We start from the raw sequence: 26,486 nt of genomic DNA, 5'->3' as shown, positions 1-26,486 counted from the left end.
GCCGCTGGAAGGAAGGCGACCCTCAGACCCATGCCAGGCAGTTGATCCGGGTCGTCATCATTGGGGCAAACCGGAGTGCCGGAGCGGCCCACACACAGCGCGCGCAAATGTGTGGCAGCGGCCGGTCCGCCACGTCGGTTAGCCACGATGGGCCGCAAAGCGGACCGACCCAATCGCTTAACTGACAGACATAGCCCTCAGACCGGATCGTTACGGCGCAGCAGCTCTTCGGGCAGGTGCTCGATGTACTCGTCTTCGGCCGGCGGCATCTGCAGGTGGTAGCCCTGTTCTTCGAGGTTGGCCAGCACCTTGTGGATGTCCTCGCGGGCCAGTGTGCGTTCCGGGCTCAGGACCAGGTCGAAGGCGTGCTTGGGCGTGCCAAACGCAGGCAGCAGACCTTCCGGCACGCGCTCCAGGCCATCGGCCTTGAGTACATAGAGGTACATCTCGTTCTTGCGCGGGCTCTTGTAGATCGAGCAGATACGTTTCATGCAGGTTCTCCGCTGCTCGCCAGGTCGTCGAGCAGTGCTTGCCCCATGCGCTCACGGCGCCAGCCGCGCAGCGAGTCGGGCAATTGATAAGGGCCGCTGGGGTAACCGCTCTTGAGCAAGGCTTCCAGGGTTTTCTTGCGCAGCATCAGTTCGGGGGCGATGCCCAGCCGCTCACCTTCGGCCTGGCCGATGCTGCGCAAACGCTTGAGGATGCCCGAGGCTTCGATGGGCAAGGGTTCCGGCAGGGCCGCTGGCCAGTCTTCGGACGGCACAGCGGCGGCCTGCTTGAGCAGTTTCAGCAGCGTATCGCCATCCTGGCGCAGGGTGCGCGGGTGGATGTCGTCGATCTTGGCCAGCGCCGCCAGGGTGTCCGGCTGGCTCTTGGCCATGGGCCACAAAGACTGCTCCCGCAGAATACGACTGCGCGGCACATCACGCGCCCGCGCCTCACGCTCGCGCCAGGCGCACAGCTCGCGCAGCACCGCCAGTTGCTGACGCGACAGCTTCCAGGCCAGCTTCACGTCGCGGAACAGGGTCAGCGGCGAGACCTCGCGGCGCATCTGCGCCACCAGCTCGGCACCATCTTCGAGCACCCACGCGTATTTGTCGTCGAGCAGGCGTGGGCGCAGCGCGGCGAACAGTTCGGCCAGGTGCACGGCGTCTTCGGCGGCGTAGCTCACCTGGGTGTCGGACAGCGGCCGCTGCAACCAATCCGAACGCGTCTCGCCTTTGGGCAGGTCGATGCCAAGCACATCCTGCACCAGTCGCGAATAGCCCATGGAAAACCCGATGTTCAGGTAACCGGCAGCCAGCTGCGTGTCGAACAGCGGTTGCGGCAGCTTGCCGGTCAGGCGCAGCAGCACCTCAAGATCTTCGCTGCAGGCATGCAGCACCTTGACCACCTGATTGTCTTCGAGCAGCGCACCCAGTGGCGTCCAGTCACGGATCAACAGTGGGTCGATGAGAAAGGCCCGTTGGCCATCGCCGATCTGGATCAGGCCGGCCTTGGGGTAGAAGGTGTCGACCCGCATGAATTCGGTGTCGACGGCCACGAAAGGCAGTTCGTGCCAGCGCCGGCAGTGCTCGGCCAAGGTCTGGTCGTCACGGATCCAGTGTATTTCTATGGCCACGAGGCTCTCCCACAAACATTGGCGCGCAGTATATACGGCGTAGGCACTGCGCGTGAAACGCAGGCGACGCCGGGTGCGATCCAGGGTGGTGACTATGTCTGGCCATTCAGTGCGCCAAGCGTGCCTGCACGGGGTCGCAGCCAGCGGCCACAAGGGCTATCCTCAGGGCCTGAGTCCTTACGCCCAACCGACCGAGGTGAAGAAATGCCAGTTCCGCACGATCTGCTCGCTGACCTGAACATGAGCACCGACGCCTTCCAGGCCCTGATAGACCAAGATCCGGACTTGCACAAACTGCACAAGGAATACAACGCCAAGGACAAGCAGGTCCTCAACGCCGAACACAACGGCACCGGCGATGAAACGATCAACACGCTGCGCAAGGAGCGGCTGCTGATCAAGGACAAGATCGAACGTATCGTCCATCAGCCCAAGGCGTGAGCCGTCCGGCCTGATCCCTGCGGGCCGCTGACGCTTCAGCGGCCCGCACGCAGCCTGACCTTCAGCGGCTAGCCTTGGATGCCTGGCCTTGCACGGTCGCCGCCCACAGCTGCACGACTCTACAGCCCCCAGGGCGCTAACCGCGCGTCTGCCCGCCGCCCAACGCGGCCAAGCCTGCCGCCAAATCCTCGATCAAATCCCGATGATCCTCCACCCCCACCGACAACCGCAGCAAGTTCTCGGTAATCCCCATCGCACCTTTCTGCTCGGCACTGAGCGAGCAGTGCGACATGCTCCAGGAATGGTTGAGCATGCTCTCCACCCCGCCCAGCGAGTCGGCCAGCACGAACAGCTGCAAGGCCTCCACCAGGCGGTTCATGCCCGCGCGGTCGCCCTTGACCTTCATCGCCACCACCGCCCCGCCGCTGCGCATCTGGCGCTGGCACAGGGCGAACTGGGGATGGCTCTCCAGGCCTGGGTAATACACGTGTTCGACCTGCGGGTGGTGTTCCAGAAAGCGCGCCACCCGCAAGGCATTGGCGCACTGACGCTCCATGCGCACATCGAGGGTCTTCAGGCCCCGCAAGGCCAGGTAGCAGTCGAACGGGCCCTGCACCGCGCCGATGGCCATGCTGATACGCCGCAAGCGCTTGAGCAACGCCTCGCTGCCGGCCACCACGATGCCGCCGGTAAGGTCGGAATGGCCGCCGATGTATTTGCTCGCCGAATGCATCACCAGGTCCACGCCCAAGGCCAGCGGGCGCTGGTTCCACGGCGAGCAGAACGTGTTGTCGATGCAGGTCAGGATGCCGCGCGCCCGCGCCAGCTCACACAGGGCCTTGATGTCGACCAGCTGCAGCAAGGGGTTGGTCGGCGATTCGATCCAGATCAATTGCGTCTCGGGGCGTATGGCCGCGCTGACGGCCGCCAGGTCGTTGAGGTCGACATAGCTCGTGGTGAGCCCCGAGGTGTGGCTGCGAAAGTCTTCGAGGATGCGAAAGGTGCCGCCGTACACGCCGTTCATCACGATCACGTGGGCGTCCTTGGGCAGCAGTTCCAGCACCGTGGCCGTGGCATTCACGCCCGAGGCGCAGGCCACCGCACCAACACCCTCCTCCAGCGCCGCCACGGCGCTCTCGTAGGCATCGCGGGTGGGGTTGGCCACGCGGCTGTAGGCGTAGGCGGGCGTGTCGTCGAGGCTGCGCTTGGTGAAGCTGCTGGCGGTAAAGATCGGCGGGAAGATGGCATTGTCAGCGGCGCGATAGCGCTCGCCGGCATGCAAAGTACGGGTGGCGAAATGGCGCGGTTTGTCAGACATGATCAAGGCCCCTGGCAGGGAAAGACCGCCACTATGGCATAAGCGCATCAGCCCATCACAGCCACGCAGAAGGACGTGCATTTTGCCACTGATGCCGTAGTCTTGGGCGCTTCCCCCGCAGCTGCAACGACCCGGACCGCACCGCCATGGACAGCTTCGACCAGCACATTCTCACCCTGCTTCAGCGCGATGCGTCGATGTCGCTCAAGGACCTGGCAGAAGCCGTCAACCTGTCGACCACACCCTGCTGGAAGCGGGTCAGGCGCCTGGAGGAAGATGGCTACATCCGCAGCCGCGTGGCGCTGCTCGATCCGGAACGTCTGGGCCTGGGCCTGACCGTCTTCGTCCAGCTGAAAACCCAGCATCACGACAGTCTCTGGCTGGAGGCCTTTGCGGCCAAGGTCACGGCCTTCGAGGAGGTGATGGAGTGCTATCGCATGGCCGGAGACTGGGATTATCTGCTGCGCGTGGTGGTGGCCGACATCCGCGCCTATGACCGTTTTTATAAAAAACTGATCAATTGCACCGAGGGGCTCTCTAACGTTTCCTCAAGCTTTGCCATGGAACAGATGAAGTACACCACCGCCTACCCCGTCCATCGCTGAAACACAGCGCAGTGGCGCACGATAGACAGGGCTGATCACGTGGTCGGCGAAAGCGATTTGACGGGGCTTGGCGCAGGTTATAGCGTGGAGCTCAATGCGGTAGCAGGCTATCGCCCCACCTCACCACCCAGGCGCAGACGTGACCCAGCCAGCTCTGATCGACGGCTTCAATCGCAAGATCGACTACCTGCGGATGTCAGTGACCGACCGTTGCGATTTCCGCTGCGTGTATTGCATGGCCGAAGACATGCAGTTCCTGCCGCGCCAGCAGATCCTTTCCCTCGAAGAGCTGTACCAGGTCGCCGAGCGCTTCGTGGCCCTCGGCACGCGCAAAATTCGCCTGACCGGTGGCGAGCCTCTGGTGCGCCAGGGCATCGTCGGTTTGTGTCAGGGCATTGCCGCGCTGCCCGGCCTGCGCGAACTGTGCCTGACCAGCAACGGCTCGCAACTGGGCCGTCTGGCTCAACCGCTGTTTGACGCCGGTGTCACCCGCCTCAATATCAGCCTCGACAGCCTCGACCCCGAGCGTTTCCGCCAGCTCACCCGCACCGGCGACCTGGCCCAGGTCATTGCCGGCATCGATGCGGCACGGGCGGCCGGTTTTCGCCGCACCAAACTCAATGCGGTGGTGCTCAAGGGCCGCAACGATGATGAAGTGGTCGACCTGGTGCGTTTTGCCATCGACCGCGAGCTGGATATCTCGTTCATCGAAGAAATGCCGCTGGGCGTGATCAACGAGCATGAACGTGGCGAGTCGTTCTGCTCCAGCGACGAGGTGCGCGAGCGTCTGGCCGAGCACTTTACCCTGATCGAATCGGCCGAATCCTCGGCCGGGCCGGCGCGCTACTGGCGCCTGGCCGAAGCCCCGCAGACCCGGGTCGGTTTCATCTCGCCGCACAGCCACAACTTCTGCGCCACCTGCAACCGCGTGCGGCTCACCGTCGAAGGTCGCCTGCTGCTGTGCCTGGGCAACGAGCATTCGATGGACCTCAAGCAGGTCCTGCGCGCCCACCCTGGCGACACGGCACGGCTGGAAAAGGCCATTCGCGAAGCGGTGCACCTCAAGCCTTACCGCCACCACTTTGAAGTGGGCGGCGATGTGCAGATCGTGCGCTTCATGAACATGACCGGCGGCTGAAGCCGTCGACCGCCCACACCCCTTGATCGATCGCCTCTATTAATCGATAGCGAGCCGCGTCGGACTTGGTTAAGGTCGAGCGCTTACGCACGCGCAGGCTTTCCCATGGACATCAAGCAGCTAAAGTTCCTCATCGCCCTCGACCAGACCCGGCATTTCGGTCAGGCCGCGGCGCTGTGCCATGTCACCCAGCCGACCCTTTCAATGCGCCTGCGCAACCTTGAGGACGAGCTGGAACTGACCCTGGTCAAGCGTGGCCAGCGCTTCGAGGGCTTTACCGAGGCCGGCGAGCGCATTCTTGCGTGGGCGCGCACACTGATGGCCGCGCACGACGGCCTGAACGCCGAAGCCGCCAACTGCCGAGGCCAAGTGGTGGGCAGCCTGCGCCTGGGCTCGGTACCGCTGGCCAGCTTCAACCCGATGGCGTTGCTGCTGCCGCTGCGCAAGCAGCACCCCGGGCTGCAGTTTCAGCTGTCGTCGCTGAGTTCCGAACAGATCATCGATGGCCTGAGCCGAAACCAGCTCGACTTGGGCATCTGCTACCTCGATCAGGTCGACACCAGCTATTTCGAAATCATCGAACTGGGCGTCACCTGCATGGGCCTGTTGCACGACACACGACACTTTCAGTTCGACGGCCCGCTGCACTGGGACGCCCTTGCCGGTATTCCCCTGGGCCTGCCCAGCCAAGGCATGCACTATCGCCAGTCGCTGGACCTGAGCCTGCGCAGCCGCGGCCTGACGCCCAACACCGTGCTGGAAAGCGATTCCACCTTCCAACTGATCCAGGCGATTGCGTGCGGCCTGTGCTGTGCGGTGATGCCGCTTGAGTTCGGCCTGGAAGACCTGGGTGAACACCTCAGCATCCTGCCCTTGACCGATGCGCGGATCCGCGGCCAGGTCGGCCTGGTAATGCGTCGCAGCGAACCCCGATCGGTGATTGCCGAGCAGTGTTTCGCCCAGGCGCAGAAACTCTTCGCGGCCTGATCGCACCGTTACAAACTGCGTTAAACTCGCGCCTCTGCTGTCTGGAGTGACCTATGCGCGACGCCCTCAATAACGGCCTGATCGATTTCCTCAAGGCCTCCCCCACCCCGTTCCACGCTACCGCAAGCCTGGCCCAGCGCCTGGAAGCGGCGGGTTATCAACGCCTCGACGAGCGCGACAGTTGGGCCACGGCGCCTGGCGGGCGCTACTACGTGACCCGCAACGATTCGTCCCTGATCGCCATCAGCCTGGGCAAGCAGGCGCCCTTGCAGGGCGGCATCCGCATGGTCGGCGCGCACACCGACAGCCCGTGCCTGCGGGTCAAGCCGCAGCCAGAGTTGCAGCGCCAGGGCTTCCTGCAACTGGGCGTCGAAGTGTACGGCGGCGCGCTGCTGGCACCTTGGTTCGACCGCGACCTGTCGCTGGCCGGGCGCGTTACCTTCCGCCGCGACGGCAAGGTCGAGAGCCAGCTGATCGACTTCACCCTGCCGATCGCAATCATTCCCAACCTGGCGATTCACCTCAACCGCGGCGCCAACGACGGCTGGACCATCAACCCACAGACCGAACTGCCGCCGATCCTGGCACAGGTGGCCGGTGACGAGCGCATCGATTTTCGTGCCCTGCTGACCGAGCAACTGGCCCGCGAACACGAGCTGATCGCCGACGTGGTGCTCGACTACGAGTTGAGCTTCTACGACACCCAGGGTGCCGCACTGATCGGCCTGAACGCCGACTTCATTGCCGCCGCCCGCCTGGACAACCTGCTGTCGTGCTACGCCGGCCTGCAAGCGCTGCTGGCCGCCGACAGCGAGCAGACCTGCGTGCTGGTCTGCACCGACCACGAGGAAATCGGCTCGTCTTCGGCCTGCGGCGCCGACGGCCCGATGCTCGAACAGACCCTGCAGCGCCTGATCGGCAACCACGACGACTACGTGCGCACGATCCAGCGCTCGCTGATGATCTCGGCCGACAACGCCCACGGCGTGCACCCCAACTATGCCGACAAGCATGACGGCAACCACGGCCCCAAGCTCAACGCCGGCCCGGTGATCAAGGTCAACAGCAACCAGCGCTATGCCACCAACAGCGAAACGGCGGGTTTCTTCCGCCACCTGTGCATGGCCGAAGAAGTCCCGGTACAAAGCTTCGTGGTGCGCAGCGACATGGGTTGCGGCTCCACCATCGGCCCGATCACCGCCAGCCACCTGGGCGTGCGCACCGTCGACATCGGCCTGCCGACCTTCGCCATGCACTCGATCCGCGAGCTGTGCGGCAGCCACGACCTGGCCCATCTGGTGAAAGTCCTGACCGCGTTCTACCGCAGCGTCGAGCTGCCCTGAAGCGTCTCGCCACGCCGTTGCATTCAACTTTTTGCAGCGCGTGGCATCCAAATCCCAGTTGCCGCTGTGCGAGCTTCGCCGGCGGCCGTTGTTTTTCTGGGAGGATTCATGAAGACCCGCACCCTGCTGACCCTCGGCTGCATTGCCGTCGCCCTCGTTGCCTGCAGCACGCAATCCAAGCGGTCCAGCCCGCCGCCGGCCACCATGCCGGTCGACCTGGAACGCTACCAAGGCACTTGGTACGAGCTGGCCAGGTTGCCGATGTTCTTCCAACGCAAGTGCGTGCAGTCCGAAGCGCATTACGGCCTGCGCCAAGATGGCCGCATCGACGTGCTCAACCGCTGCCGTGACAAAGACGGTGAAGTGAACCAGGTCAACGGCATCGCCGAGCCGCAAGTGGCGGGCCGCACCGACAAGCTCTGGGTGCGCTTCGACAACTGGTTCAGCCGCCTGGCCCCGGACCTGACCAAAGGCCATTACTGGGTGCTGTACCACGACGCCGACTACAACGTGGCCCTGGTGGGCGATCCGCAGCGCAAGTACCTGTGGCTGCTGTCACGCACGCCCGAGGTGAGCCAGGCCACCACAGACCAGTTGCTGAAGGTGGCGCATGAGCGTGGCTATGACACGTCGGCGCTGATCTGGCGCCGGTAAACACAACGTGACGTGCCAGGCACGGTCATCCAGCAGATCGACCGCTATGTGCACCTGCACAACATCAAGAGCCAGTCGTCCTTTCTCGCCGATGCGGCGCTGGAAAAGCTCAACCGCTGACCCTTCTCCGATACAAAAAAAACCACGGGCCGCTTTTAGCGACCCGTGGTTTTTTTTCGTTCAGCACTGCCACCCAAGGCGGCAGGGAGCAACCGCTTACAGCGCCATGTCGGCCGCTGGGTTGCTTTCCACCGGCTTGACCGGAGCCGCAGCAGTGTTGGCTTCACCGACGCTGGCGTCGATCACGGGCGGCTTGGCCAGTTGCAGGACTTCAGCGGTGTAGTTCCACTCTTTCTGCACAGCAGCGGCCGACTCGTTGAGCTTGGTGCCGTAGCTCGGCACGATCTCGTGCAGCTTGGCTTGCCACTCAGGCGTCGCGACCTTCTCCTTGAAGATGGTTTCAAGCACGTTGAGCATGATCGGCGCGGCGGTCGAGGCACCCGGCGAGGCACCCAGCAGGCCAGCCAGGGTACGGTCCTTGGAGGCGACCACTTCGGTGCCGAGCTTCAACACGCCGCCGTGTTCGGCGTCACGCTTGATGATCTGCACGCGCTGACCGGCCTGCCACAGGCGCCAGTCTTCTTTCTTGGCGTGCGGGAAGTAGGTCTGCAGCGCGGCGAAGCGGTCGTCGTCCGAGAGCATCAGCTGGCCGGCGAGGTATTCCACCAACGAGTACTGGTCGACACCGACCTTGGTCATCGGCCACACGTTGTGCAGCGTGGTGCTCTTGAGCAGGTCGAGGTACGAGCCGTTCTTGAGGAACTTGGTCGAGAAGGTGGCGAATGGCCCGAACAGGATCACGCGCTTGCCGTCCAGCACGCGGGTGTCCAGGTGTGGCACCGACATGGGCGGCGCACCGGTCGAGGCAATGCCATAGGCCTTGGCCATGTGCTGCATGGCGACGGTCGGGTTCTCGGTCACCAGGAACGAGCCACCGACCGGGAAGCCTGCGTATTCCTTGGCTTCCTGGATGCCGGATTTCTGCAGCAGCTTCAGCGCGCCGCCGCCGGCACCGATGAACAGGAACTTGGCGTCGGTCGCGGTCTCGCTGCCGTCTTTGAGGTTCTTGTACTCGACGTGCCAGGAGCCATCATCGTTGCGGGTGATGTCCTGCACTTCGCTGGAGAGCTTCAGGTCGAAGTTGTCGCGGGTCTGCAAGTGCTTGACGAACTGGCGGGTGATCTCGCCGAAGTTGACGTCGGTGCCGATCGGGGTCCAGGTCACGGCCAGTTTCTGGCTCGGATCACGGCCTTCCATCATCAGCGGGACCCACTTGGCGATCTGCGCGTGGTCCTCGGAGTACTGCATCGGACGGAACAGCGGGCTCGCCTGCAGCGCTTCATAGCGCTTTTTCAGGAACTTGATGTTGTCATCGCCCCACACGAAACTCATGTGCGGGGTGGTGTTGATGAACGAGCGCGGGTTGTTCAGCACACCGTGACGGACCTGCCACGACCAGAACTGGCGAGAGATCTGGAACGCCTCGTTGATCTCGATCGCCTTGCTGATGTTGATGTTGCCGTCTTTGTCTTCCGGGGTGTAGTTCAGCTCGGCCAGTGCAGAGTGACCGGTACCGGCGTTGTTCCAGCCGTTGGAGCTTTCCTCGGCAACGCCGTCCAGGCGCTCGACCATTTCCATCGACCAGCTCGGCTCGAGCTCGTTGAGCCAGACCGCCAGGGTGGAACTCATGATCCCGCCGCCCACCAGCAGCACGTCGACTTTCTTGGTTTCTGCGGCGTGCGCGTGCATGAAGCTCGCGGCAACAGCCAGACCCAGCAGGGTCTTGCCAGCTTTCTTGAACATTGATCAATTTCCAATCGTTAGCACGTAAGGACGGCGCAGGCCTGACCTCGCTTGTTTCTGTCCTTCAGCGCGCGCTTTTTATTGATCATTGGAGTCAGCAGCCAGAGAAACAGCAACGCTTCGCCAAGGGTCAGGAAAACCCTACAAGGCTGAAACGTTTTTCCGATTGTAACCGAAATAGTGTCACAAACAAATTCTGCACGGAACCGTCAAGGCGGCAGGTTGTCCCAGGCGGCCAGCGTGCGCTGGCTCAGCGTTGCAAGCGCCCGATAGTGCCGAGCGCGTCTACCGACAAGCCCTCACGAATCCTGCTGGCGCTGCTGGTAGATCCAGTCCACGATATCCCCTTGCGGGGCGTACCCGCAGACCAGCTCGCGCAGCAACTTGCGAACCCTAGGGCAGTTGTTGCTCTCGACGGCGGTGAGCAACTCGGTCAACTGCCCTTTAAGCACGCTCCATGGCAGGGAATCCTCGTTCGCCGACATGATCATCGGGTGCCGTGTGGGCTCGACGTTATCGCCAATCAGCAGCTCTTCGAACAGCTTTTCACCGGGGCGCAACCCAGTGAACTCGATGGCGATGTCGCCCGTAGGGTTTTGCTCCGACTGCACGCTGAAGCCCGACAGGTGGATCATCTTCTCCGCCAGCTCGACGATCTTCACCGGCTTGCCCATGTCCAGCACGAAGACATCGCCGCCCTGCCCCATGGACCCCGCCTGAATCACCAACTGCGCCGCTTCGGAGATGGTCATGAAGTAGCGCGTGATCTTCGGATGGGTGACCGACAAGGGCCCACCCTCCTTGATCTGTTTGTGGAACAACGGAATCACCGAGCCGGAGGAGCCCAGCACATTGCCGAAGCGGACCATGGTGAAACGGGTCTTGTTGACCCGAGCCACGTTGTCGGCGTCGCCCATCAGCACCGGCGCCGTTTCGCGGCTCAGCGCCTGAAGCGTCATTTCGGCCAGGCGTTTGGTGCTGCCCATGACATTGGTCGGGCGCACGGCCTTGTCGGTGGAGATGAGCACGAAGCTCGCGACACCGGCCTGCAACGCGGCCTGGGCGGTGCTGAGCGTGCCCATCACGTTGTTCAGCACACCTTCGGCGACGTTGTGCTCCACGATCGGCACGTGCTTGTAGGCCGCCGCGTGATAGACCGTGTCCACTCGCCAGGTCTTCATGATATTCAACGTCAGTGCCTGGTTGCGCACCGAACCGAGGATGGGTACCAGTCGAACCCGCAAGTGCTCACGCTCGATCCGCGCTTCCAGCTCGGCCGCAATGCTGTAGAGGTTGAATTCGGCGTGGTCGAACAAGATCAGCAGTTTGGGCTCCAGCTCAAGGATCTGCCGGCAGAGTTCCGAGCCGATCGAGCCGCCAGCGCCGGTGACCAACACCGACTGGTTGAGAATGCAGCGCTCCAGCAGGTCGTGTTGCGCAGGCACGGCATCGCGCCCCAGCAGGTCGCCGATGTCCACCTCTTGGATGTCATCGACCTTCACCCGGCCACTGGCGAGGTCCATGATGCCCGGCACACTGCGCACATGCAGCGCGAAGGCTTCCAGGTTGCCGAGAATTTCACGGCGCCGATCGCGCGAGATGGACGGCAGTGCCAAGAGGATTTCCTCGGCGCCCGTTTCGTCGATCATGCGCTGTATGCGATCAGGCTTATAGACCTGCAAGCCGGCGATCATGCGGTCGGCGATGCCGGGGTCGTCGTCGATGAACGCGACCGGGCGCATCATCTTGCCCATGCGCAGCGCTGCGAGCAGTTGGTTGCCTGCTGTGCCGGCGCCGTAGATGGCCACCTTGGGCAAACCGTCGTCGCGCGTGGCGAAGGGTACATGCTGCGCGGTGGTGAACCAGTCGCCGATGAAGTACTGGCGCATGGCCAAGCGCAAGCCGCCGACGATCACCAGGCTCAACCACCAGTAGTTGAAGATGATCGAGCGAGGTACGACCTGCGGCGGCGCGCTGTACCAGAACACCACCAGGGTGAGCAGCAAGGAGGCCAGGCTGACGGCCTTGACGATGGCCAGCAAGGCGTCGTTACCAAAGTAGCGCATCACCGCTCGGTACATGCCAAAGCGCACGAACAACGGGATCGACACGATGGGCGCCGCGGCGAACAGCCAGGGGTGGCCGAGCAATGGATTGTACATTTCGTCCATGCCCAGTCGCACGACGAAGGCCAGCCAGAGTGCCAGCCAGACCAGAACCACATCGGTCGCCACCTGGATCAGGCGTTTTTTACGACGTGGCAGATTGACGAGGTAGGTGCGCAACTTGTCCATAGGTACCGGCCCGCGGGCGCGCTCTCTTCGATGTTGCATGCCTGGCGCTGACCAGCGCATGCAGGTGGTTATCAATATCCCGTCGTACTCATGCGTCTGCGACGCCAGGCGTGCGCCTACTCTGCTCGCCCTGCTCGAAACTTCAGCGCCAGTACGACCAACGGCACGTAGGCGATCAGCGTACCCAGCGCGCCATCGAGGCCAAACCACGTCACGCACAGGGCCATGGGCAACAGCCAGCACAGGGTCACAGCGGCGGCGAAAAGGGTCACGGGCAGGTGCCGACCGGCGCGGCGCGCCGCGTGCTGATAGGCATGACTGCGATGGGCCTGGTAGACCTTCTCGCCCGCGATCAGACGGCGCAACAGCGTGACCGTGGCATCGACGATGAAGAACCCGAGCACGATGACCCACGCCCAGAGGTAGTGACCGTCCAACCAGGCGCCTTGCAGCGACAGCCCGCCCAGCGTCAAACCGAGAAAACCACTGCCCGCATCGCCCATGAAGATTTTGGCCGGCGGAAAGTTCCACACAAGGAACCCCAACACCGCAGCGGCCAGCAGCAACGGTGCAGCCATGGCATGGACATGTCCACCCAGGGCGTAGACCACGCACATGGCCCCACACACCGCCAAGGCTTCGATACCGGCAATGCCGTCGATACCGTCCATGAAGTTGTACAGGTTCAGCAACCAGACCAGGTATACCGCCAACAAGGGTAGCAATATCCCTGCGGACTGTACTGAAATTCCAGCCACCGTGAGCGATGGCGCTCCACCCAGCCCGATCAACAGCCCAAGCGCCGCCGCAAAATGCCCCAGCAAGCGCCAGCGTGCCGGGACATGCCGGTGGTCATCGATGAAGCCGACAATGGCCACCAGTAGACCGCCGCCGCCCAAGGCCAGCACCTCGGCACCCGTCGCCCAGCCTTGCTGCCACAGCACCAGCAGCGCGGGCAGGAAGGTCAGCACGATCGCCACGCCACCGCCTCGGGGGGTCGGCACCGTGTGCGAGCTGCGCGCGTTGGGGATGTCCAGCAGACTACGCCCCAAGGCATAGCGACGAATCAGTGCAGTCAACAAAAATGAAGCGATCGCCACGGCGATCAGCAGCCAGGCGACAGTCATCGACGTTGCAGCTCCATGAAATGACGGGCAGTGGCCTGCAGGGCCACGTCGACCGGAACGGCAGGCTGCCAGCCCAGTCGCTGTTTGTTCTTTTCGATATCGACCTGCAACGAGCCCAGCAAGCGCTGGGCGACGTGGGCCTTGCCCATCAGGCGTGCCGCCAACGCCAAGCCTGCAGCCGGTACCGGGATCAACCGTGCGCGGCGCCCCAACGCGTGCGACATCCGCTGTAGCAAGCGGGTGGTGGACAAGTCCTCCCCGTCACTGACCAGAAAAACCTGGTTGGCCGCGCATGGATGCTCCACACACAGCGCAACGAAATCCACCAGGTTGGCCAGGCTCACCAGGCTCCGCCGGTTGTCGATGGCGCCCAGGGGCAAGGGCACACCGCGGGCCAACCAGCGCATCATGCTCGCCACGTTGGCGCCAACGCCTGGGCCATAGACCAGCACGGGCCGCACGATGACCACCTGCATACCGGTGTCCCGGGCCACCTGCAGCAAAGCTTGCTCGGCCTCGTGTTTCGACACCCCATAGGGGTCCACGGGCTGAGGCGGTTGATCGGCGGTGAACGCCTGGCCGGGCAATGTCTGTTCGCCATTGACCTTGATCGAGCTGATGAACACGAAGCGCCGGACACCGGCCTGCGCAGCCTGGGTGGCCAACGCCAACGTGCCAGCGGTGTTGACCTGCCGGAACGCCTCCAGAGGGTCGGCCACGGTGTCCTGCATGACATGCACGCGCGCGGCGGCATGCACCACGCACTCGACACCCTGCAAGGCCGAAGCCCAATCCGCCGTCGGCCCGAGCGCAGGCGCGGCACGCCGGGCTGCCCCGGTTGGCAGCGCGGCATCGGCTCGCCTGACCGCAGCGATCACCGGGCGCGGTTGCGAGGCGAGCAGATGCTCGACCAGGGCGCGCCCGACGAAGCCGTTGGCGCCGGTGACCAGGATGCCGCCTGCGGCCGGTGCTGCGTGGTCGCTCATGGGCGACCGTCGAGCAGTTGCTGATACAGCTGCACGTAGCTGTCGATCATCTGGTCGGCCGAAAACACCGACTCATAGCGCAGCCGCGCCTGACGCCCCATTTCTGCGGCCCGTGCCGGGTCGTTCCACAGCTCGAGCATGGCGCGGGCCAGCTCGCCAGGATGTCGAGGTGGCGTCACCAGGCCGGTCTGGCCATGGAGGTTGATGAAGGTGGTGCCGGTCCCGATCTCGCACGAGATCATCGGTTTGCCGTACATGGCCGCTTCCAGCAAGGAGATGCCGAAGGCCTCGGAACGCAGATGAGACGGGAACACGAAGCCCTCGCACAGTTGCAGCAGCGCCACCTTGTCCTGGTCATCGACGCCGCCGACGAACTGCACGGTGGTGGCGCCAATGGCGTGTGCCTGGGCGCGCAACGCCTGCTCAAGGTGCCCGTGCCCGACGATGACCACCGGCAGATTCGCCAGCTTGGCGGCTTCGATCAGGCAATCGAGGCTCTTGTAATAGCGCAGTGCGCCGACGAACAGAAAGAACCGCCCCCCTACCCGCTTACGCCAGTCCGCGCGCTTGGCCTCATCGACCTCCGGATAGGTCGATTGCTCCAGGCCGAAAGGAATGATGTCGACCTTGTCTTTGAAGCGCTGCAGCACCTCACTGCTCTGTGCGTAGTTCGGCGAGGAGACCACGATACGGTCGACACTGCCGAGGAAGCGGTTCATCAAGGGTCGATAGAGCTTGAGGAGCATCTTCTGCTTGACGATATCGGAGTGGTAACTGACCAGCGTGGGTTTGTTCAGGCGACTGGCAAAATGCACCAGGTCCATGTAAGGCCAGGGATAGTGGTAATGGATGATGTCAGCCTGGCGCGCCAGCTCGGCAAAATCCTTGAAGGCCGAGCGCGAAAAACCCGTGGACGCCACATGCAGATCGAGGCGCGAGCGATGAGCCACGTGGTGCCCTACAGACTCGCCCCGCGCCGCGCCGCGCGTGCTCAGTGACAAGACTTCCGCACTCAACCCCCGAGCCACGCTGCCTTCGGCCAACTGGAAAATGACCTGTTCGACGCCACCCATGGTTTCTGGGTAGTACGTCTTGAAAAAATGCAGGACCTTGGTCATGACTGGGCCACCGTGCGTCGATAGGTTTCGAGGGTGCCCAGCGCACAGCGTTGCCACGAGAAGCGTGCTGCATGGGCAAGGCCTGCGCTCACTGCGCCGCTGCGCCAGGCAGCATCTTCCAGGCCCCTGGCGAGCAGCTCGGTCAGGGCGTCGACATCCAGTGGGTCGCACATCAAGGCCGCTTCTCCTGCGACCTCCGGAAGTGACGAGGAATTGGAGCAGACCACTGGCACACCAGAGCTCATGGCCTCCAGCACGGGTAAGCCGAAGCCTTCATACAAGCTTGGAAAGGTGAACAGACGCGCGCCGGCGAACAGCAACGGCAGTTCATGCCCCGGTACGAACCCTAGATAGTACGCCCAGCCTTCACGGCGTGCGCTTTCCAGACGCTGGTGAATCGCCTCGCTCTGCCAGCCTTGGTAACCCGTCACCACCAGCGGGAAACGTGTGCGCAGAGGCAATGGCAGGCGCTGGTAGGCGTCGAGCAGCGTACCGATGTTCTTGCGCGGCTCGATGGTCCCGACGAACAGGCTATAACCTGCAGGCTGCAGGCCATAGCGGGCAAGCGTGGGCGCCAGCTCAAGTTCATCACGTGGGTAGAACTCGGCAGAGCTGGCCAATGGCACGGCGTCGATGCGCTCCAGTGGCCAGTTGAAGTAGGCCGCCAACTCCTGGCGTGTGAACTCCGAATCGGTGATCAAACGGTCGGCGCGCTGCACGGTCTGCGTCAGTTCCTTGCGCAGGAAGCGGCCGAGCTGGGGCGTATGGCACTGAGACCAGGTGAACGGTGACAAATCATGGAAGGTCGCGACCCGCAGCCCCGTGAACGGCGGCAGGTAATAGTTGGGGCTGTGGTACAGGAAATCCGAGTGCCCCTTGAGGGCCTGGCTTTTGAGCCACGGCATCAAGCGCCTGTAAGCCTCGATGGCGATGGGCAGCTTCTGCACGATGCGCTTGAGCCCGTGCCCTCCTCCGGACACGTCGCTCGCACTGGGCACGCGGGGTAGAAACCGGCGACCTGCCATGTAGCGCAGGTCAGTGATTTCCGGGCTAGCGGCCAGATGCTGGGCCAACTCGTAGGTGTAACGGCCTATCCCCGTCAGCGGGAAGCGAACAGGGTCAACGGACAGAACGACTTTCATTAACGGGCATCCAGCATCCAGGCCAAGGTGTCCTGCAACGCTGGGGTAGCCCAGCCAGGCACCAGCCTGCGTAGCCGGCTGTTGTCGCCCGTCAGCGTCTTGACCTCATTGGCCCGCACGAACGCAGGGTTCACAGTGACTTCGATGCGATGGCCGGTGATCTGCTCGCACAGCGCGATGACATCGCGCAACGAATGCGCCACGCCAGAGCTGACATTGACCGTCTGGCCAACGGGCGCCGCTTCCAGCAATCCACGGTAGGCCGCCACGACCGCACGTACATCGCTGAAATCACGCCATACATCAAGGTTGCCCAACTCGATCACCGGCGCCCGACGGCGGAAGTGCGAGACGATCTTGGACAACAGGAAATTCTCGCCCTGTCCGACCCCGGAATAATTGAAGGGTCGTGTCATGACGATGGGCAGGCGGTCTTGCCACAGGCGGGCCATGTACTCCATGCCCAGCTTGCTGACCGCGTAATCGTTCGCCGGCGCCGGCGGCGTGTCCTCGCCGAGCATCCCGTCGGAGGCATTGCCATAGACATTGGCGCTGCTGGCAAGCAGCACGCAGTCGGGGGTCTTGCCACAGGCGGCGATGGCTTCGAGCAGGTTGCGCGTACCGATCAGGTTGACCTGATAGAACGCATCGGCCACGCCATGGCCAACGAAGGCGAGCGCAGCCAGATGCACGACGACATCCGGCTGCAGGTCGGCCAGCACTGTGCGCAGACTCACCGCATCGGTGAGGTCTGCCTGAACGTAACGCGGCTCAGTGGAGGCCTGGCTGCCCGTACCGACGACTTCGTAGCCATGGGCCTCGAGTTCGGCGGCCATGTAGCGCCCGGTGAAACCCTGTATGCCAGTGATCAGTGCACGTTTGCTGGCCTGGGTCATCAGAACGAGAACCCTTTCTCGTTACGGCGCAGGTCGGCCTCGACCATCATGCGGCACAGGTCTTCGAGCGAGGTCTTCGGCTCCCAACCCAGCACGTCCTTGGCCTTGGCCGGGTTGCCGATCAGCAGGTCGACTTCGGTTGGGCGGTAGAACTTCGGATTGATCGAGACCAGCACCTTGCCAGTGGCCGCGCAGATGCCCTGCTCGGCCTCGGCTTCGCCTTTCCAGTTCAGGGTGATGTCGACGGCCTTGAAGGCCATGCTGACGAAGTCACGCACGGTTTCGGTGCGGTTGGTGGCCAGCACGAAGGTGTCCGGCTCGTCGGCTTGCAGCATGCGCCACATGCCTTCGACGTATTCCTTGGCAAAACCCCAGTCGCGCTTGGCGTCGAGGTTGCCCAGCTCCAGGGTGTCCTGCAGGCCCAGCTTGATCTTGGCGACGGTGTCGGTGATCTTGCGGGTCACGAACTCACGGCCACGCAGCGGCGACTCATGGTTGAACAGGATGCCGCTGGTGGCGAAGATGCCGTACGACTCGCGGTAGTTGATGGTCATCCAGTGCGCGTACAGCTTGGCGACGCCGTAGGGGCTGCGCGGGTAGAACGGGGTGTCCTCGACCTGCGGAATGGCCTGGACCTTGCCGAACATCTCGGAGGTGGACGCCTGGTAGAAGCGCACCTTCGGGTTGACGATGCGGATGGCTTCGAGCAGGTTGACAGCGCCCAGGCCGGTGATTTCGGCGGTGGTCAGCGGCTGTTCGAAGGACACGCCGACGAAGCTCTGCGCGGCGAGGTTGTAGACCTCGGTGGCGCCGGTGGTCTGCAGCAGGCGGATGCTGGCGGACAGGTCGGTCAGGTCGTACTCGACCAGGTGCAGGTTCGGATTGTTCTGGATGCCCAGTTCTTCAATGCGCCAGAAGTTGACGGAGCTGGTACGGCGGTAGGTGCCATAGACGGTGTAGCCCTTCTCGAGCAGCAGCTCTGCCAGGTAGGCGCCGTCTTGACCAGTGATCCCAGTGACGATTGCTTTCATGCGAATTAACCAACTCCGTTAGTACGATAAAGTGCATTCAAGTGCCGATGGCAGGCCGCAGAGGGCTGCAAAGCACGCCGGCGTGAACTGTGGGTGCGTGAGTATACATCTACCACCGCGCCGTGCTCGACGCAGATCACAGGGCCGGACCAAAAAACCGGGCTTTCTGCGAATGTTCAAGCAGGCATTAAGGACACTACAGCAGCTGTTTCATTCGCATAGTGTCGGAAAAAACTGATTTTGACGGCCGTGAAGGATGGTCCGGTAGCAACGCGCTAAACAGCCTTAAGGCTTTGCGGGCCGAGTCGCGGCCTTCTCCCTCTTAACCCGCAACAGACTACAGCAGGACAAGAGAGTACAAGCGCGCAGCGCACGTGTTGGCGACGGAGCTGGATCAGGCGACTCCAGCTCCGTCCGCCTGGGTCAGCGCTTGGTATCGGCTTTGGCCAGATCCCCACCCGGCAACCCTTTGTCCGGTTCCGGGCTGAGCCAGACGTTCACGCTGTCGACGCTCTCCTGGTTCAGCTGACCGCTCCAGCGGTTCAACATGAACAGGTTGGTGATGAAGTCGTACTGCGATTTGAGCAGATCCCGACGGGCCTTGAACTCATTCTGTACGCTGTTCAACACGTCCACCGCGTTGACGACGCCATAGGCAAAAGCCTTCTGCGCAGCGATGCTCGATTGCTGCGCCGAGGATAGCGCATTGCGGTTGGCACCGATCTTCTCCACTGCGGCCTGAGCGGTCAGATACGCAGTCTTGGTCTCCTTGACCACTTGGCGACGAACACCTTCAAGGTCCTGCTCAGCGGCCAACTGGTCGTCGTACAGCCCACGTACCCGAGCCGATGTCGAGCCGCCACTGTACAACGGCAGCGAAATCCCGACGCTCGCCACATAGCTGTCGCTACGCGGTGTCTGGGTATTGTCGTAGCCTACGTCGCTGCGCTGAGCGCTCAGGTTCAGCGATACCTGCGGATAGTGGCCGCCCTTCCCTTCCCGCACCGCCGCATCGGCCGCCTCGGCACCGTACTCGTAGGACTTGAGCAGCGGGTTGGAACCGATCGCCTGGGTCACATAGTTTTCCAGCGGCTTCGGCGGAGCTTCCAGGGCGACATCGCTGCGTACCCGGCTCAGACGCTCGGTGATCGGTCGCCCCACCAGCTCGGACAACGCTTCGCGACTCACCTGCACCTGGTTGCGCGCATCGACCTCCTGGGCCGCGAGGAAATCCACCCGCGCTTGAAGATCGAGCTTGTCGGTGATCTTGGCCATCTGCTGCTCGAACATCTTCGTCACGCGATCAAGGTTCTTCTGCGTGGCGCGGCGCTCGGCCTGCACCAGCTCAAGCTCGTCATCGGCCGCCAAGGCCACGAAATAACGCTTGGCCAATTCAACGGCAGCTTCGGCATGAGCATCTTCAGCCTGCTCGCCGCGCTGCAGCGTCACACTCTTGGACTTCTGCCAGCCTTCCCAGGCCGTCTTGTTATAGAGGTACTGGGTCAGGGTCAACGAACTGCTTTTGTTGTTGTAGATCTCGCGCGTTGCCTCGTCCTTGCGCAGGATCCGGTTGCCGCTGGTATTGGCGGAAAGCTGCGGGAGCAAACCGCCCAACGCTGCGCGCTGCCCCTCGGAGGCCGACTTGGCGCGTAAGAAGGCGGCCAAGACGCGCGGATCTTCCAAGCGTGCCTCGCGGTACAACGCCCCCAGGTCCAGGGCATAGGTCGAGGCCGACACTTGCTTGGGCGGAACGTCCTTCGGCACCACCGGTTCGGCGGCCATGGCCTGTGCGATGGCGAGACTCAGCACTACACCCGGTAACAAACGCAGCACAATCATTCCTCGATCATCGATTCAGCGAACATGTTGCGCGCTGGCTTGAGCAGGTACTGAAGCATGGTGCGATCGCCGGCATTGATCAGCACCTCGGCAGGCATGCCAGGCTGCAGCTTGCGGTTGGCGAGCTTTTTCATGCCGTCTTCGGTCACGTTGACGCGGACCAGGTAGTAGGCATCGCCCGAACGCTCATCGGTCAAACGGTCGGCCGAGATGCGTGTGAGCTTGCCCTCGATGACCGGCGTGGTCGCATTGTTGAAGGCGCTGAAGCGGATATCAGCCGTTTTGCCCAGCTCCAGCCGATCGATATCGACCGGCGCCACCTTGGCTTCGACCACCAGGTCGGACGACAGCGGAACGATGTCCATCAACGGCGTACCCGCCTGCACCACGCCGCCGACGGTGTGCACTTTCATGTCCAGCACCATGCCGGTTTCCGGGGCACGGATGACCACACGCGACAACCGATCCTGCAGCGCGGTTTCCTTCTCCTGCAGGTCGAAGACCTGGGCCTGCACCTGCGACAGCTCGTCGGCCACATCAGCGTTGAATTTCTTGTCCAGCTGGACGATCTGCAGTTCGGTCTCGCTGATCTGCAGCTTGGTCTTGGCGATGTTGGACTTGTGGTCGGCCACCTCCGTACGCAGCATGTCGAGCTTGCGCTGCGACTCCAGCAGCCGCTGGTTGTCGACGAAGCCCTGAGCCAGCAGGTCCTTGAGCTGCACAATCTCGCCACTGTAGGACTTCTCGAGCCCCTGCTTGGTAGCGATCATCTCGCCGAGGCCGACGATCTGCGCCTTGAGCTGGCTGATCTGCTCGCGATGCACCGAAATCTCACCCAGGCGCGAGGCCTTGCGCGACACGAACACTTGCTGCTCACCGGCGAGTGCCTCTTGAGCACGGTCGGAATCGGTGCCGCTAAGCTTCACAGGCGGAATGGTGTCGAGCTGGTCGCGCTCTGCGCGCAAGCGTGCTTCTTTATAACGCGCCACGATCAGCTGGTTACGCGTGGACTCGTATTCGGCACTGAGCTGGGACTCGTCCAGAACAATGACAGGGTCGCCTTTCTTGACGCTGTCGCCGTCGCGGACCAACAGTTCCTTGACGATGCCGCCTTCGAGGTGCTGAACGGTTTTACGGTAGCTTTGGACAGTTACGAATCCGGAGCCGTGCACGGCGTTGCTCAACGGCGCGAATGCGGCCCAGGTGCCGAAGAACCCGAAGGTCACCAGAACGATGGTCAAGCCGATGCGGCGGATGCCGCGATCGGAGGTGGGCATGTCATCGAAGTTATGTTCAAACTGAGTTACGGCTTTGCTGGTCATCGATGAGGTCCTTTCACACGCCGTTCGGGGTTGCAGGGGACGACGCGGCGGGGTTGCCCCCGGCAGGTGCGGCGGGCTGCGTAGGTGCAGCGGGAGTACCCGACGCAGAAGGCGGCGTAGGTGCCGCTGCAGCGCCCGGTGCGCCAGGCGCGCCTTTGGCGACACGCGGTTGAGTCCCTGCCTGCTGCTGGGCCAACTGAGCGATGACCTTGTCACGCTCGCCGTACAAGGTGATGGTGCCGGCAGACATCACCAACACACGATCCAGGCGTGACAGGATGTTCGGACGGTGCGACACGATGAAGACCGTGGCACCACTTTCCTTGAGTTTCTGCAGCGCAACACCGAGCGCCTTCTCACCCACATCGTCGAGGTTCGAGTTCGGCTCGTCGAGCACGATCAGGCGAGGCTTGCCATACAACGCACGCGCCAGGCCGATGCGCTGACGCTGACCGCCGGACAGGTTGACTCCCTCGCTGCCAATGATCGTGTCATAGCCGTCGGGCTGCATGAGGATCATCTCGTGAACACCGGCCATCTGGGCCGCTTCCACGACCTTTTCCGGGTCGACTTTCTCGAAGCGGGCGATGTTTTCGCTGATGGTCCCTTCAAACAACTCGATGTCCTGCGGCAGGTAGCCGACGTAGGGCCCTAATGCTTGCTTGTCCCAGGCGGCGATATCAGCGCCGTCGAGACGCACGACGCCGTGCTGAGGCGGCCAGATGCCCATCAAGGCACGGACCAAGGTGGACTTACCCGCCGCACTGGGGCCTACGATACCAACGATAGAACCGGCCGGCGCGACGAAGCTGATGCTACGCAAAACCGGTGCCTTGGCGCCTGGAGGGGCGACAATTAGGCTTTCAACCTGGATGTGCCCTTCTGGCGCAGGCAGCGGCATGCGCTCAGGTTCTTTTTTCAGATCATCCATCACCTTGTTCAGACGATCGTACTGAACCTTGGCCCCGACGAAGCCTTTCCAGTTACCGATCATCTGATCGATCGGCGCAAGCGCTCGCCCCAACAGCAGCGAACCGGCCATGAGCAGGCCTGGATTGATTTCGTGAGTAATAACCAGATAAGCACCCGTGGCGAGCATGATCGACTGCGACCAGGTGCGGAAGGTTTTGGAGGTCGAGCTGACCACGGCGCCCTTATCGCTGGCATTGGACTGCAGCAGCATGATGTTGCGCTGGCGCTTGGCCCAGCGATTCATCAACGTCTCCAGCATGCCCATCGACTCAATGACTTCGGCATTGCGCAAGGTTTTTGCGGTCACCACGTTGGACGTGACGTTTTCCTTGTTGGCGCTAGCCAATGCCTCACCGGTTACTCGATGGTTGATGACTGCAAGCACGGTGAGCGCGAGGCCACACCCCAAGGTGATCCAGCCAAACCAAGGGTGGAACAGGAACATCACCAGCGTATAGATCGGGAACCAAGGGGCATCGAAGAACGCAAACAGCCCAGAGCCGGTGAAGAACTGCCGGAGGGAGGTGAGGTCGTTGAGCGACTGGGCCGTCGCGTCGGCGCCACCACTGGTAAGCGCCTTCTTGAAACTCGCACGGTATACATCTCGGCTAAGCAAGACATCCAGCCGATTGCTGATCCGCACCATGATACGGGACCGCACCCACTCCAAAGCGCCCATCGTCGCTATCAGGATAGTCATGATCAGCGTCAGCATAAGCAAGGTGGAGGTGCTGCTAGACGGCACTACACGACCAGACACCTGAATCATGAAGAAGGTGGGCACCAGCATCAGTGCGTTAACGAAGAAACTGAAAAAGCCTACTGAAAGAAAGCTGCTTTTACAGGCTCTGAGGGCAGCTTGCAGATTGTTGTCAGATTGATAACTCATGGCATCCATACTGAGGATTGGTGAAAGCGGCAGGCAGTGTAACACTCACCAAAGAGGGCGGCGCATAGGACTATGCCTAGGCTGGTTTGTTCACCTAAAGGGGGAATGTTTCATGAAACTTTCCGCCCCTGTGGAAACCCTGAACCTTGCTCCACTTCACACCCCAGCAAGGCGACAAACGGCCTCGCAAGACCGCACCGAAAACAACCAGTCAAAAAACAGCCATATTTCCAAAGAAAACCCTAAAGAGCCGCAAGGTATTGATTTTCAGGATTTTCTGACAAAAAAATTTCCCTGCGGGCAAGCCAGGATATCCTTAAACCGTAGCTACTGACGCCCGTGCTTATAACTAAGCTATTTCCTGATATGAAATTTTTTTTAGCTTTCTCGGTTGACATATTTCCTGTCTGGCGGCATCTTCGCCAGTCGCAAGATGCCTTAATTGGCCGTTTAGTGTATGCACGGGTCTGAGCGAGTTAGCTACCAGTGTTAGTGCGTAAAAGGAGCTCAACAACGCCATGTCTATGCCTTCGCAGACCCTTGATGGCCTGAAAATCAGTTCTCGAGTGACCATGCTCGAACCGGGTATGTACATTTTCAGGTACGCCTCGCAGCCACCCGCCGACAAGCCCGTCTGCATAGCGCTACAGCAAGCACCCCTTGGCAAAGGCTCTATCGACTTTTTCCCAGGTGAAGGCATCAGCAAGAACATGCTGAACAAGCTGGGCGATACCATCGTTGCGCGTGTCAAAGGTGGCATTGCCACCGTTCTGATTACTGAATACCACATGTTCGACGACACGATCGAGCCTATCGATTTGCGCATCGACCGCATCGATAACTCGCCCGCCATCATGCGTGGCTTCTCGGTCATCGCTACCGCCGTTGCGTCCACCGCCATCGAATCCGATCAGGCCCCAGCAGCCCTTACGCTCACTGCGCACATTCAGGGCGAAGGCGATGTGGTATCGAGCATCGGGTTAGTCGGAGAACACAACGATACGCGCCTGATCGAAGGCTTCTGTGTGGACTGGGACAATAAGCCCGAGGGCGTTGACCTGGTATACACATCGACGACCGTTGGCTCTGGCCCCAGATCGAACGTGGCGACCGGCACCTACACAGGCATGCGCAACCAATCGCTGGGCCTGGTGGCCGCAGGCTTCAGCCTGGTCGGCCCGAACCGCCATTTCTACGAATTACTGGGCCACATCGTGTTCAGCGGCCATGCGCCGCAACGGATCGCGCCCAACCAAATCATGCATGGCCCCACAGGAATGGAACCTTTGGTGGCGCTGCATATCTGTATCAAACCCGTGACGAAGATGAACGCTGCCCGCTATAAGTCTCCGTGGGACAACTCTGCAACTCAGCAGACCCTCAGTAGTGCAAGCCAATCGGCTTGAAGTAACAGGAATTACTCATGCAATACGATAGCCCACAATCGAGCAGCGCTCTGCAAACCAGCCTGTCGGCCACCAGCGCCAACCTGTCTGACGACACCCTGGCAGCGATCAACAGCCTTCTGAACCTGGACAGCACCGACACCGTCGGCATCGCTGGCATCACCGGCAACACCGTTCAGCTGCCGACCTCCGGCACCGCTGACATCGTCTTCGGCGAAGTCGAAGGCGCTCAAGGTGATCAAGTTGTTGTCGACCTGGCCGCTGCTGAAAACGCTGGCGTCAACGCCTACGTGCTGCAGAGCGACGCCAACCTGGTTGTCAACCTGCAAGGTCAAGCCGCTGCTACTGACGACGTTCAGACTCTGGCCGCTGCCATTGCTCCAGCTGCAGTCGACACCTCTGCAATCCAACTGGTAGTCGCTACCGGTAACGGCGACGACATCATCAACGTCAAAGGCGACCAGAACACTCTGATCGACGGCGGCGACGGCAACGACACCATCACCACCGGCAACGGCAACAACACCGTTATCGCTGGCCTGGGCAACAACAATGTGACCACCGGTTCGGGCAATGACACTGTCATCCTGAGCGGCACCAACCACGCTGACGTTGTCGACACTGGCGCTGGCTACGATGTCGTTCAACTGGACGGTTCGCGCGACGACTACGACCTGACCGTTGGCAACAGCTTCAACGTTAACCTGACCGGCAACCAAACTGCTGCCATCAGCAACGCTGAATTCCTGTCCTTCGTAGACGGTGACAACGTTGAGACCATCGCTCTGGCTCACAGCGAAGCAGAAGCTTCCGCTCTGCGTCTGTTCGAAGGCCTGCTGGGTCGCGATGCTGACCAAGACGGCGCCAAGTTCTTCGTTGACCAAGTCAACCAAGGCACCTCGCTGGACGTTATCGCCAACCAGTTCCTGAACTCTGCCGAGTTCGCTGGCGCTGCCAATGGTGACAACATCAACGACCTGTACAACGCTCTGCTGGGTCGCGACGCTGACCAAGACGGCGCCACCCTGTTCCAGAACTACCTGGCCACTGGTGGTTCGCTGGCAGACGTTGCTGGCTTCATCTCGGTTTCCGAAGAAGCACAGAACCGTGACCAGTCGAACGGCGACTTCGTCCGTGAGCTGTACACCAGCGCATTGGGCCGCGACGCTGACGAATCCGGCCTGGAGACTTATGTTTCCGCGCTGTTCAACGGCACTAGCCGTGTAGACGTTGCCAAGTACATCGTCGGTTCGGAAGAAGCTGCTCAGAAATCCACCAGCGAGTTCATCGACGCGCTGTACGGTAACGCTCTGGGCCGCGACGCCGATACCGCTGGCAAAGAGTTCTGGACTGCTCAGCTGGAAGGTGGTCTGACTCAAGCCGACGTTGCTCTGAGCATCATCGGTTCGCCAGAAGCCGCTGACCACATCGACAACGTCGTTGTGCTGCACGGCCAGGTGTAACTAGCCCTGTCGTAGCGAAACGTACCTCCGG

The 26,486-nt window shown here is 62.0% G+C and carries 23 protein-coding genes and 1 pseudogene; 10 read left to right on the top strand and 14 right to left on the bottom strand.

What is annotated here, in order from left to right:
• Window positions 1–197: 197 nt before the first annotated feature.
• Window positions 198–491 carry a YcgL domain-containing protein gene (locus SJI00_RS01620; protein WP_322460017.1) on the bottom strand — a complete coding sequence of 98 codons (294 nt, stop codon included), beginning with the start codon at window positions 489–491 and terminating at the stop codon, window positions 198–200.
• Window positions 488–1,621, bottom strand: coding sequence for a ribonuclease D (rnd, locus tag SJI00_RS01615; protein ID WP_322460016.1), 1,134 nt, complete (start codon window positions 1,619–1,621; stop codon window positions 488–490). The genes SJI00_RS01620 and rnd overlap by 4 nt, the downstream gene beginning before the upstream one ends.
• A gap of 204 nt (window positions 1,622–1,825) precedes the next feature.
• On the opposite strand from rnd, the gene SJI00_RS01610 reads away from it, so the two are divergent.
• Window positions 1,826–2,062 (top strand): HP1242/YdcH family protein, encoded by a 237-nt coding sequence (locus tag SJI00_RS01610; protein WP_322460015.1) that lies wholly within the window; start codon window positions 1,826–1,828, stop codon window positions 2,060–2,062.
• A 136-nt stretch (window positions 2,063–2,198) separates the two neighbouring features.
• Here the strand turns inward: SJI00_RS01610 and SJI00_RS01605 are convergent, their stop codons facing one another.
• Window positions 2,199–3,428, bottom strand: a complete 1,230-nt coding sequence (locus SJI00_RS01605; protein WP_322460014.1) for a trans-sulfuration enzyme family protein — start codon at window positions 3,426–3,428, stop codon at window positions 2,199–2,201.
• A gap of 98 nt (window positions 3,429–3,526) precedes the next feature.
• On the opposite strand from SJI00_RS01605, the gene SJI00_RS01600 reads away from it, so the two are divergent.
• The 6 genes and pseudogenes from SJI00_RS01600 to SJI00_RS01575 form a co-directional block, all read left to right on the top strand.
• Window positions 3,527–3,985, top strand: a complete 459-nt coding sequence (locus tag SJI00_RS01600) for an Lrp/AsnC family transcriptional regulator (RefSeq protein ID WP_322460013.1) — start codon at window positions 3,527–3,529, stop codon at window positions 3,983–3,985.
• Window positions 3,986–4,124: 139 nt separating this feature from the next.
• Complete coding sequence (moaA, locus tag SJI00_RS01595; protein WP_322460012.1) at window positions 4,125–5,123, top strand: GTP 3',8-cyclase MoaA; 999 nt, start codon at window positions 4,125–4,127, stop codon at window positions 5,121–5,123.
• Between the two features lie 105 nt (window positions 5,124–5,228).
• Window positions 5,229–6,110: a LysR family transcriptional regulator gene (locus SJI00_RS01590; RefSeq protein ID WP_322460011.1), complete on the top strand. Its 882-nt coding sequence runs from the start codon at window positions 5,229–5,231 to the stop codon at window positions 6,108–6,110.
• 53 nt (window positions 6,111–6,163) lie between these two features.
• Complete coding sequence (locus tag SJI00_RS01585) at window positions 6,164–7,453, top strand: M18 family aminopeptidase (protein WP_322460010.1); 1,290 nt, start codon at window positions 6,164–6,166, stop codon at window positions 7,451–7,453.
• Between the two features lie 108 nt (window positions 7,454–7,561).
• Window positions 7,562–8,107 (top strand): lipocalin family protein, encoded by a 546-nt coding sequence (locus SJI00_RS01580; protein WP_322460009.1) that lies wholly within the window; start codon window positions 7,562–7,564, stop codon window positions 8,105–8,107.
• 12 nt (window positions 8,108–8,119) lie between these two features.
• Window positions 8,120–8,227, top strand: a pseudogene (locus SJI00_RS01575) (type II toxin-antitoxin system HicB family antitoxin); the annotation flags it as partial.
• A gap of 96 nt (window positions 8,228–8,323) precedes the next feature.
• Here the strand turns inward: SJI00_RS01575 and mqo are convergent.
• The 11 genes from mqo to SJI00_RS01520 all read right to left on the bottom strand — a co-directional run bounded on the left by mqo (window position 8,324) and on the right by SJI00_RS01520 (window position 23,586).
• Window positions 8,324–9,970: a malate dehydrogenase (quinone) gene (mqo, locus tag SJI00_RS01570; RefSeq protein WP_322460008.1), complete on the bottom strand. Its 1,647-nt coding sequence runs from the start codon at window positions 9,968–9,970 to the stop codon at window positions 8,324–8,326.
• A 299-nt stretch (window positions 9,971–10,269) separates the two neighbouring features.
• Window positions 10,270–12,264, bottom strand: a complete 1,995-nt coding sequence (locus SJI00_RS01565; protein WP_322460007.1) for a polysaccharide biosynthesis protein — start codon at window positions 12,262–12,264, stop codon at window positions 10,270–10,272.
• A 116-nt stretch (window positions 12,265–12,380) separates the two neighbouring features.
• Window positions 12,381–13,391 carry an MraY family glycosyltransferase gene (locus tag SJI00_RS01560; RefSeq protein WP_322460006.1) on the bottom strand — a complete coding sequence of 337 codons (1,011 nt, stop codon included), beginning with the start codon at window positions 13,389–13,391 and terminating at the stop codon, window positions 12,381–12,383.
• Window positions 13,388–14,377, bottom strand: coding sequence for a UDP-glucose 4-epimerase family protein (locus tag SJI00_RS01555; protein WP_322460005.1), 990 nt, complete (start codon window positions 14,375–14,377; stop codon window positions 13,388–13,390). Before SJI00_RS01555 ends, SJI00_RS01560 begins: the two co-directional genes overlap by 4 nt.
• Complete coding sequence (locus tag SJI00_RS01550) at window positions 14,374–15,495, bottom strand: glycosyltransferase family 4 protein (RefSeq protein WP_322460004.1); 1,122 nt, start codon at window positions 15,493–15,495, stop codon at window positions 14,374–14,376. Before SJI00_RS01550 ends, SJI00_RS01555 begins: the two co-directional genes overlap by 4 nt.
• Complete coding sequence (locus SJI00_RS01545) at window positions 15,492–16,637, bottom strand: glycosyltransferase family 4 protein (RefSeq protein WP_322460003.1); 1,146 nt, start codon at window positions 16,635–16,637, stop codon at window positions 15,492–15,494. The genes SJI00_RS01550 and SJI00_RS01545 overlap by 4 nt, the downstream gene beginning before the upstream one ends.
• The gene (locus SJI00_RS01540; protein WP_322460002.1) at window positions 16,637–17,533 is read right to left on the bottom strand and encodes a GDP-mannose 4,6-dehydratase; all 897 of its coding nucleotides are present in this window, start codon (window positions 17,531–17,533) and stop codon (window positions 16,637–16,639) included. The genes SJI00_RS01545 and SJI00_RS01540 overlap by 1 nt, the downstream gene beginning before the upstream one ends.
• Window positions 17,533–18,564 carry a GDP-mannose 4,6-dehydratase gene (gene gmd / locus SJI00_RS01535; RefSeq protein WP_322460001.1) on the bottom strand — a complete coding sequence of 344 codons (1,032 nt, stop codon included), beginning with the start codon at window positions 18,562–18,564 and terminating at the stop codon, window positions 17,533–17,535. Before gmd ends, SJI00_RS01540 begins: the two co-directional genes overlap by 1 nt.
• A gap of 423 nt (window positions 18,565–18,987) precedes the next feature.
• Window positions 18,988–20,403: a TolC family outer membrane protein gene (locus tag SJI00_RS01530; RefSeq protein ID WP_322460000.1), complete on the bottom strand. Its 1,416-nt coding sequence runs from the start codon at window positions 20,401–20,403 to the stop codon at window positions 18,988–18,990.
• Window positions 20,400–21,725 carry an HlyD family type I secretion periplasmic adaptor subunit gene (locus SJI00_RS01525; RefSeq protein ID WP_322459999.1) on the bottom strand — a complete coding sequence of 442 codons (1,326 nt, stop codon included), beginning with the start codon at window positions 21,723–21,725 and terminating at the stop codon, window positions 20,400–20,402. The genes SJI00_RS01530 and SJI00_RS01525 overlap by 4 nt, the downstream gene beginning before the upstream one ends.
• Window positions 21,726–21,738: 13 nt before the next feature.
• Window positions 21,739–23,586 carry a type I secretion system permease/ATPase gene (locus tag SJI00_RS01520; RefSeq protein ID WP_322460451.1) on the bottom strand — a complete coding sequence of 616 codons (1,848 nt, stop codon included), beginning with the start codon at window positions 23,584–23,586 and terminating at the stop codon, window positions 21,739–21,741.
• Between the two features lie 112 nt (window positions 23,587–23,698).
• On the opposite strand from SJI00_RS01520, the gene SJI00_RS01515 reads away from it, so the two are divergent.
• The 3 genes from SJI00_RS01515 (at window position 23,699) to SJI00_RS01505 (ending at window position 26,455) form a co-directional block, all read left to right on the top strand.
• On the top strand, window positions 23,699–23,920 hold the full coding sequence (locus tag SJI00_RS01515; RefSeq protein WP_322459998.1) for a hypothetical protein: 222 nt from the start codon (window positions 23,699–23,701) through the stop codon (window positions 23,918–23,920).
• A 253-nt stretch (window positions 23,921–24,173) separates the two neighbouring features.
• The gene (locus SJI00_RS01510; RefSeq protein WP_322460450.1) at window positions 24,174–24,992 is read left to right on the top strand and encodes a hypothetical protein; all 819 of its coding nucleotides are present in this window, start codon (window positions 24,174–24,176) and stop codon (window positions 24,990–24,992) included.
• A 17-nt stretch (window positions 24,993–25,009) separates the two neighbouring features.
• Window positions 25,010–26,455: a DUF4214 domain-containing protein gene (locus tag SJI00_RS01505; protein WP_322459997.1), complete on the top strand. Its 1,446-nt coding sequence runs from the start codon at window positions 25,010–25,012 to the stop codon at window positions 26,453–26,455.
• Window positions 26,456–26,486 lie beyond the last annotated feature (31 nt).

Origin of the sequence: Pseudomonas gebzensis (assembly GCF_034427815.1) — a bacterium.
Lineage (GTDB): Bacteria > Pseudomonadota > Gammaproteobacteria > Pseudomonadales > Pseudomonadaceae > Aquipseudomonas.
The sequence above is the reverse complement of the archived record's forward strand: the minus strand, read 5'-3'. Positions and strand labels throughout refer to the sequence as shown.

Excerpts from the sequence above, each read along its gene's own strand:
- SJI00_RS01620 (WP_322460017.1), bottom strand. The coding sequence starts at position 491 with ATGAAACGTATCTGCTCGATCTACAAGAGCCCGCGCAAGAACGAGATG.
- SJI00_RS01610 (WP_322460015.1), top strand. The coding sequence starts at position 1,826 with ATGCCAGTTCCGCACGATCTGCTCGCTGACCTGAACATGAGCACCGAC.
- SJI00_RS01605 (WP_322460014.1), bottom strand. The coding sequence starts at position 3,428 with ATGCGCTTATGCCATAGTGGCGGTCTTTCCCTGCCAGGGGCCTTGATC.
- SJI00_RS01600 (WP_322460013.1), top strand. The coding sequence starts at position 3,527 with ATGGACAGCTTCGACCAGCACATTCTCACCCTGCTTCAGCGCGATGCG.
- SJI00_RS01590 (WP_322460011.1), top strand. The coding sequence starts at position 5,229 with ATGGACATCAAGCAGCTAAAGTTCCTCATCGCCCTCGACCAGACCCGG.
- SJI00_RS01585 (WP_322460010.1), top strand. The coding sequence starts at position 6,164 with ATGCGCGACGCCCTCAATAACGGCCTGATCGATTTCCTCAAGGCCTCC.
- SJI00_RS01580 (WP_322460009.1), top strand. The coding sequence starts at position 7,562 with ATGAAGACCCGCACCCTGCTGACCCTCGGCTGCATTGCCGTCGCCCTC.
- mqo (WP_322460008.1), bottom strand. The coding sequence starts at position 9,970 with ATGTTCAAGAAAGCTGGCAAGACCCTGCTGGGTCTGGCTGTTGCCGCG.
- SJI00_RS01565 (WP_322460007.1), bottom strand. The coding sequence starts at position 12,264 with ATGGACAAGTTGCGCACCTACCTCGTCAATCTGCCACGTCGTAAAAAA.
- SJI00_RS01560 (WP_322460006.1), bottom strand. The coding sequence starts at position 13,391 with ATGACTGTCGCCTGGCTGCTGATCGCCGTGGCGATCGCTTCATTTTTG.
- SJI00_RS01555 (WP_322460005.1), bottom strand. The coding sequence starts at position 14,377 with ATGAGCGACCACGCAGCACCGGCCGCAGGCGGCATCCTGGTCACCGGC.
- SJI00_RS01550 (WP_322460004.1), bottom strand. The coding sequence starts at position 15,495 with ATGACCAAGGTCCTGCATTTTTTCAAGACGTACTACCCAGAAACCATG.
- SJI00_RS01545 (WP_322460003.1), bottom strand. The coding sequence starts at position 16,637 with ATGAAAGTCGTTCTGTCCGTTGACCCTGTTCGCTTCCCGCTGACGGGG.
- SJI00_RS01540 (WP_322460002.1), bottom strand. The coding sequence starts at position 17,533 with ATGACCCAGGCCAGCAAACGTGCACTGATCACTGGCATACAGGGTTTC.
- gmd (WP_322460001.1), bottom strand. The coding sequence starts at position 18,564 with ATGAAAGCAATCGTCACTGGGATCACTGGTCAAGACGGCGCCTACCTG.
- SJI00_RS01530 (WP_322460000.1), bottom strand. The coding sequence starts at position 20,403 with ATGATTGTGCTGCGTTTGTTACCGGGTGTAGTGCTGAGTCTCGCCATC.
- SJI00_RS01525 (WP_322459999.1), bottom strand. The coding sequence starts at position 21,725 with ATGACCAGCAAAGCCGTAACTCAGTTTGAACATAACTTCGATGACATG.
- SJI00_RS01520 (WP_322460451.1), bottom strand. The coding sequence starts at position 23,586 with ATGAGTTATCAATCTGACAACAATCTGCAAGCTGCCCTCAGAGCCTGT.
- SJI00_RS01515 (WP_322459998.1), top strand. The coding sequence starts at position 23,699 with ATGAAACTTTCCGCCCCTGTGGAAACCCTGAACCTTGCTCCACTTCAC.
- SJI00_RS01510 (WP_322460450.1), top strand. The coding sequence starts at position 24,174 with ATGTACATTTTCAGGTACGCCTCGCAGCCACCCGCCGACAAGCCCGTC.
- SJI00_RS01505 (WP_322459997.1), top strand. The coding sequence starts at position 25,010 with ATGCAATACGATAGCCCACAATCGAGCAGCGCTCTGCAAACCAGCCTG.